The following is a 6,000-nucleotide window of genomic DNA, read 5'->3' on the forward strand; positions in this document are numbered from 1 at the left end:
GCGCCTGGCAACCGCATACAGCCGCAAGGCCCAGCGCTGCGATCAAGGCCCCGGCAGGCGAGCAAACCGCCCCACATATCCGCATAGTTACTCCCCGTAATGAGATCGTCGCGGAGTGCAGAGTATGGCTGCCGCAAAGACCTCGCAAGGGAATGTCACGCATTGATCAGGAAGTTATCCGGAACGTAATCGCCGGTGCGTACGTACGCGGCTTTTGAAACGCTTCGTCGCTAGCGGATCGGCCGGAGCGGGAACCCGGGCCACCGGACCCCGCTCAGCATCCCAGCCACAGGCCACACCACGGGGGTGCCGTCACAGGAGGCCGGCGTGCTCATCCACCCAGGTCGCGATGGCCGTGGCGATCAGCTCGGGGTGGTCTTCGGGGGTGTGGTGCCCCGCGACCTCGTCGTACTGCCGGATCTGGAGGCCGGCCATGTTGGCCGCGCACCAGTCGATCATGTCCTGGTGCATCATCGTGCCGGGCCCGGGCGCGAAGGCCAGCAGCAGCTTGGGCACCTCGGCACTGGCGGCCAGCCACGTGTCGTAGGCCTCGACGCGCGCCACGACGTCGGCGGGCTCGCCGCCCAGCGGCATCGAGCGCGCCCACTGCAGCAGCGGCAGGCGGCTTTCGCGAGTCGGGTACGGCTTGCGGTAGACGTCCAGGTCACCGGGGCTGATCGGGGTGGCGACGCTGCCCGGCAGCGCCTCCAGGAAGGCGTTGTCGTCCAGCATCATCTTCTCGCCGACGCCCTCGGTCTTGATGGCCCGGAACAGTTGGCGGCCGCCGTCCGGGAACTCCTCCCAGGTCATCGGCTTGACGATGGTCTCGGTGAAGGCGATGCCGCGCACCCTGCCCGGGTGGCGGGCGGCCCAGTCGAAGGCCAGGGCGCCGCCCCAGTCGTGGCCGACGAGGACGACGTCGTCGAGCTTGAGGGCGTCGAACCAGGCGTCCAGGTAGCGGGCCTGATCGGCGAAGGTGTAGTCGATATCGGGTTTGCCGGACTCGCCCATGCCGATCAGGTCGGGGGCCAGCCGGCGGCCCTCGCCGACCGCCGGGAGGATGTCCCGCCACAGGTGGGAGGAGGTGGGGTTGCCGTGCAGGAAGACCATCGGCGCCCCGGAACCGGTCTCCCGGTAGGAGATGGTGGAGTCGAGTACATGCTGAATGGGCATGGCAAGTCCTTCAGAGGTTGAGGTTCATGATGCGGTCGACCGCGATCTCGATGACGATCCGGCCGGGCGGGTTGGGTGGTGGGGCGGCGTAGCGTTCGGCGTAGCGGCGGGCCGCCTCGCCGACGCGTGCGGGGTCGGTGTGGATGGTGGCGGGGCCTTCGAGCGTGACCCAGCGGAATCCGTCCACCTGGCAGAGCGCGGCGCGACCGCCCGGGTCGGCGGCCAGGTTCCCGGCCTTGCGCGAGGAGGCCACGGTCAGCACGCGGGCCAGGCCCGCCTGCCGATCCCAGGTGAAACGTACGGCCACCACGTGCGGGGAGCCGTCGGGCCGGAGTGTGGTCAGGGTCGCCACGTACGGCCCGGCGAGGAATGCCTCGACCGTCATTGCGCGCATGGTCACCCTTCGGCTTGTTAGTTAGCTGGCTGACTTATGAGAACCTTAGCGACCCGAGGGTCGGCTGTCCATAGTGAGTCAGACGACTAACTCAAGTTCTCCTCTCTAGGATGTGGGGCCTGCAGGCCATCGACAGCGCCCCGCGCACGTCGAGCTGCGCGTCCACCATGAAGAAACGAGAGGCCTCATGACCGTCCCCGACGTGGCGGAACTCCGCGAAGGAACACGCCGGCGAGCCGCCGACCGCCCCCAAGGCCCCGCACTGACCCACGTGGAAGACCTCCACGGGCCGGACGGGCTGCCGCTGCGCCACTACCGGCCCTCCGAAGAGGCGCGGCCACTGATGGTGTTCGCCCATGGCGGCGCCTTCATCATCGGCGACCTGGACACCCATGACCGCACCTGCCGGCGCATCGCCCACGCCTGCGACGTCGAGGTGCTGGCCGTCGACTACCGGCGCGCACCCGAGCATCCCTACCCGGCAGCCATCCAGGACGTGACCGCCGTACTGCGCTGGGCCCGCCCGGTCGCGGTGGCCGGCGACAGCGCCGGCGGCTATCTGGCCACCATGGCCTGCCTGCGGCTGCGGGACGCGAGCGAGCCGGTACCTGCCGTACAGATCCTGATCTGCCCCAACACCGACCTGACGCTCTCGCAGCCGAGCATCGTCGACAAGGGCTCAGGCCACTCGCTGGACGCCGACTTCCTCGCCTCGGCCATCGCGCTGTGGACACCCGGCCCCGCCGACCGCGCGCACGCCAGCCCGCTGCTGACACCGGACCTGTCCGGCATGCCGGACACCCTCATCGTGACCGCCGAACACGACGCCCTGCGCGACGAAGGCGACGCCTACGCCCGCCGGCTGGCGGAAGCCGGCGCACGCGTGACGCACCGGCAAGAGCCCGGCCTGGAGCACGGCTTCATCCAGAACATGGACCTGACCTCCCCAGAGGCGGCCGCCGCCCACGACCGCCTGTTCGAGGACATCAAAATCCTGATGCACAGGTGAGGAAGCACACGCCGGCGCCCACGCGCTGGACTCTCCCCCCGTGGGAGAGCCCATGCTGGAGTGCGTGGACGGAGATCTGCTGCCGATCGGGCAGTTCGCCAGGTTGAGCCGGTTGAGCGTCAAGCAGCTACGGCACTACGACGAGCTGGGGCTGCTGGTGCCGGCGCATGTGGACGCCGATTCCGGCTACCGCTATTACCGGCGCGCGCAGGCCAGGCAGGCGTTGTCGATCGGGTTGCTGCGCGCGCTGGACGTGCCGCTGCCGGTCATCGCCGAGGTGCTGTCGGGTACGGCAGACGCCCTGGACGAGGTGCGCGAGGCGCTGGAGGCGGAGCTGGCGCGGCGGCGGCGGACGCTGGCGACGCTGGAGCGCGTGATGGCCGAGGGACTGCCCGCCACGCCCGTACGGGTGGTCACCGAGCCCGCCAGGCCGGTGGCGATGGCCCGCGAAAGCGCGACGGGACCCGCCGACGTGGCCCGCGCCACCTCGGCGGCGATCGCCCGCCTGATGCGTGCCCTGCCTCTCGCCGGCCCGCCGCAGCTGATCGGGCTGTTCCCGATCGAGCTGGACGACGCCTTCGAGGTACGCGCCGCGCTCGTCCTCGACCGCGACGGCGCGGCGGAGCCGTGGGAGCGGGCGGGCCTCAGCGTGGAGGTGCTGCCCGGCGGGGCGTTCGCCTGCGCCACGCACGTCGGCCCCTACGACCAGATCTCTCTCACCGCCCACGCCGTGCTGGCCTGGTGCGCCGAGCGGGGACACCCGCTGCGCGGGCCGATCCACGAGGTGTACGTCTCCGACCCGGCCACCACCGCGCCAGACCGGCTCGTCACCCACCTGATGATCCCTTTGGAGGAGCAACGATGATCCCGGCGATCGCCACCCACGGCCCCGTCACCTGCCTGAGCGTGACCGGCCTGGGCGAACCTGGCGGCAGCGAGCACACCGCGGCCATCCGCGCCCTGTACACCGTGGCCGCCGCCCTGGGCGCCGCCACCGGCCCGCTGGAGGGCCAGTGGTGGGTCGAGGACGAGCGGCCCGGGTTGGAGGTGCCACGCGAGCAGTGGCGCTGGCACGTGCTGCTGCCGCTGCCGGCCGTACCGCAGCAGGAGGGCGCGTTGGAGCGGGCGCGCGAGCAGAGCCGCGCCTCGGGCGCGGCCGTGGACCGGGTACGGCTGGTCACCGTCACCGAGGGCCAGTGTGTGGAGCTGCTGCACGAGGGGCCGTTCAGCGAGGAGCACCTGTCGCTGAAGGTCATGGAGGAGTTCATGGCCGAGCACGGGCTGGTCGTCAACGGCCCGCACCACGAGATCTACCTGAGCGCCCTGGACGACCCGGCACCACGCACGCTGCTGCGCCAGCCGGTACGGCCGGCCTGACGCCTCAGCCTGGCGCTGTAGGCAACCCCGGCTCCGGGGCGGGGCCGGGGTGGGCGTGTCCGGGAGACTCAGGCCGCCTTCCTGCGGGCGGGTGACTCGACAGCCGTGCGGACCTCGACGGGATACTGCCGCTTCTGCTTGCGGCGGTGCGCCGAAGGGGTGGCCCCGTGCTGGCGGAACATCCGCTGAAAGTTGCTCAGATCCCGATACCCGATGGCGTAGCAGATGCTGCTCACCGATTCGGCCGTGTTCAGGAGCCGGTAACTGGCCTCGACCAGTCTGATCTTCGTGAGGTACTCGACGAACCGGGCGCCGGTCCTGGCCTTGAACATCCGGGAGAAGTGGAACCGGCTCACTCCGGCGACCTGCGCCAACCAGGTCGCGCGGCGCCTGGTCGTGCCCGCCCACCGCCCCGGCGGGCAGGCGCAGTACATCGAGTCCCCGGTCCCCCGCGCCGGTGACGACGGGCTGGCCCCCGTTCTGCAGTGGGCGATCCAGAACCTGGACCTGCAGCTCACTGTGGCGCAGATGGCCGAGCACGCGGGACTGAGCTCCCGTACGCTCGTCCGCCGCTTCCACGAGGCGACCGGCACCACTCCGCTGCGCTGGCTGCACGCCCAGCGCCTGGCGCGGGCCCGGCACCTGCTGGAGTCGACCGATCTGCCGGCCGAGCGGATCAGCCAGATATGCGGCATGGGCACGGCCGGAAATCTTCGCCACCATTTCATCAGGTCGGTCGGCGTGACCCCGATGGAATACCGCCGTACCTTTCAGGGCCAGCCCGCGCCCGTCCTGTCGGCGGCTCCGTGATTTCCCCAGAGTTCATCGCCTGTTATTTTTCCTGCGCACTCACACGATTTCAAACTGAACGGTATGTCTAAAGTGGATGGTCTGGAGTTTCTACGCTCGATCGCCGACGGGCGGACCCCGCAGGCGCCGATCTCGATAACGCTCGGATTCGCGCTGATCGCCGCGGACCCCGGACGCGTGGTGTTCGAGGGCGAGACCGGTGAGCACCTCTACAACCCGATGGGCACGGTGCACGGCGGCTACTTCGCCACCCTGCTCGCAAGCTGCGCGTCATCGGCATCGCCATCCACGTCGGCCGCACGATCGGCACGGCCGAGGCTCAGGTGGTGGGGGTGGACGACGGCCATCTCTACGCCCACGGCACCACCACCTGCTCGATCTTCCCTGTACCTGCTTCCTAGCCGGTCACGAATACTGCACGAGCTCGATCAGCAGGCCGGCGGGCTTGCGCGCGTACATGAACGCCACCCGCATGCCTGGGCGGGCCCCGGCGCAGGGCTGGACGTCGACCGCCGCGAACCCGTGTTCGCGCAGCCGGGCGAACTCGCTCTCCAGGTCGTCCACGCCGAACGCCACGTGGTACAGGCCGGGTCCTTGCTTCGCGAGCCGCCCGGCCACCGGCGAATCCGGTCTGACCGGGGAGACCAGCTCGATGGAGGGCTGGCCGATTCCGTCGACGTAGCGCCAGAACTCGCAGGCCACCCCGTAGTCGCCGGCGATTCCTCTGTCGCCGGGGCCCAGCCCCAGCGCCGCCAGGAAGGGAGCGGCGCCTGCCGGGTCATCGGTGGCCAGGCCGACATGGTCGATACCCAGAATCACAGGCGCTCCAATCGGGTGCATCGCAGGTGGCAGGGCATGAGGGCGGCCGGACCTCCGGCGGCGGCCACGGCCTTGCGCGGACCGCCCGGCCCCGGCACGGTGCGATCGGCCATCACGTGCTCAGCTCCGCGACGTCCTCCGGCCGCCGCTCCCCCGGCGCCGGGCGGCGCCGATTGAGCCGCAGGTACAGCAGGGCCGCTCCGGTCACCGCCAACGGCCACAGCAGGTAGACGCCGGACATGATCAGCAGCGCGATCACCGCGACGAGCGCCAGCATCGCCGCGGCGCGCCCCATGCTTCGCCGGGGCAGGAGCTTGATCGCGGCGGCGACCCCGAAGGCGTACACCGCCACGAACGAACCGGTGGTGAGCAGCACCAGCGGCTCGGGGCCCACCCCGACCGCCACGACCACGGCCAG

The 6,000-nt window shown here is 70.6% G+C and carries 9 protein-coding genes; 4 read left to right on the forward strand and 5 right to left on the reverse strand.

Features of this window, described 5'->3' with window-relative positions; all coding sequences use genetic code 11:
- Positions 1–312: 312 nt before the first annotated feature.
- Together AB0J09_RS18510 and AB0J09_RS18515 are read right to left on the reverse strand one after the other, a co-directional pair.
- Positions 313–1,173, reverse strand: coding sequence for a haloalkane dehalogenase (locus tag AB0J09_RS18510; protein ID WP_360691936.1), 861 nt, complete (start codon positions 1,171–1,173; stop codon positions 313–315).
- 10 nt (positions 1,174–1,183) lie between these two features.
- Positions 1,184–1,558, reverse strand: a complete 375-nt coding sequence (locus tag AB0J09_RS18515; RefSeq protein ID WP_360691939.1) for a PPOX class F420-dependent oxidoreductase — start codon at positions 1,556–1,558, stop codon at positions 1,184–1,186.
- A gap of 196 nt (positions 1,559–1,754) precedes the next feature.
- On the opposite strand from AB0J09_RS18515, the gene AB0J09_RS18520 reads away from it, so the two are divergent.
- The 3 genes from AB0J09_RS18520 to AB0J09_RS18530 are packed head-to-tail and all read left to right on the forward strand — an operon-like array spanning position 1,755 to position 3,953.
- Positions 1,755–2,576 carry an alpha/beta hydrolase gene (locus AB0J09_RS18520; RefSeq protein ID WP_360691942.1) on the forward strand — a complete coding sequence of 274 codons (822 nt, stop codon included), beginning with the start codon at positions 1,755–1,757 and terminating at the stop codon, positions 2,574–2,576.
- 40 nt (positions 2,577–2,616) lie between these two features.
- Entirely contained in the window at positions 2,617–3,441 is an 825-nt protein-coding gene (locus AB0J09_RS18525; protein ID WP_360691945.1) for a MerR family transcriptional regulator, read from the forward strand.
- Complete coding sequence (locus tag AB0J09_RS18530; RefSeq protein ID WP_360691948.1) at positions 3,438–3,953, forward strand: hypothetical protein; 516 nt, start codon at positions 3,438–3,440, stop codon at positions 3,951–3,953. Before AB0J09_RS18525 ends, AB0J09_RS18530 begins: the two co-directional genes overlap by 4 nt.
- Positions 3,954–4,021: 68 nt before the next feature.
- Here AB0J09_RS18530 and AB0J09_RS18535 read toward each other — a convergent pair whose 3' ends face one another.
- The gene (locus AB0J09_RS18535; protein WP_360691951.1) at positions 4,022–4,285 is read right to left on the reverse strand and encodes a helix-turn-helix domain-containing protein; all 264 of its coding nucleotides are present in this window, start codon (positions 4,283–4,285) and stop codon (positions 4,022–4,024) included.
- Here AB0J09_RS18535 and AB0J09_RS18540 point away from each other — a divergent pair.
- The gene (locus AB0J09_RS18540) at positions 4,278–4,763 is read left to right on the forward strand and encodes a helix-turn-helix domain-containing protein (RefSeq protein WP_360691953.1); all 486 of its coding nucleotides are present in this window, start codon (positions 4,278–4,280) and stop codon (positions 4,761–4,763) included. The genes AB0J09_RS18535 and AB0J09_RS18540 overlap by 8 nt on opposite strands.
- Positions 4,764–5,168: 405 nt before the next feature.
- On the opposite strand, the gene AB0J09_RS18545 is transcribed toward AB0J09_RS18540, so the two are convergent.
- Together AB0J09_RS18545 and AB0J09_RS18550 are read right to left on the reverse strand one after the other, a co-directional pair.
- The gene (locus AB0J09_RS18545; RefSeq protein WP_360691956.1) at positions 5,169–5,582 is read right to left on the reverse strand and encodes a VOC family protein; all 414 of its coding nucleotides are present in this window, start codon (positions 5,580–5,582) and stop codon (positions 5,169–5,171) included.
- 112 nt (positions 5,583–5,694) lie between these two features.
- A partial coding sequence (locus tag AB0J09_RS18550; RefSeq protein WP_360691959.1) for a hypothetical protein occupies positions 5,695–6,000 on the reverse strand: 306 nt, incomplete at its 5' end.

It is taken from the genome of Nonomuraea sp. NPDC049784, assembly GCF_040659615.1.
Classification (GTDB): Bacteria; Actinomycetota; Actinomycetes; order Streptosporangiales; family Streptosporangiaceae; genus Nonomuraea.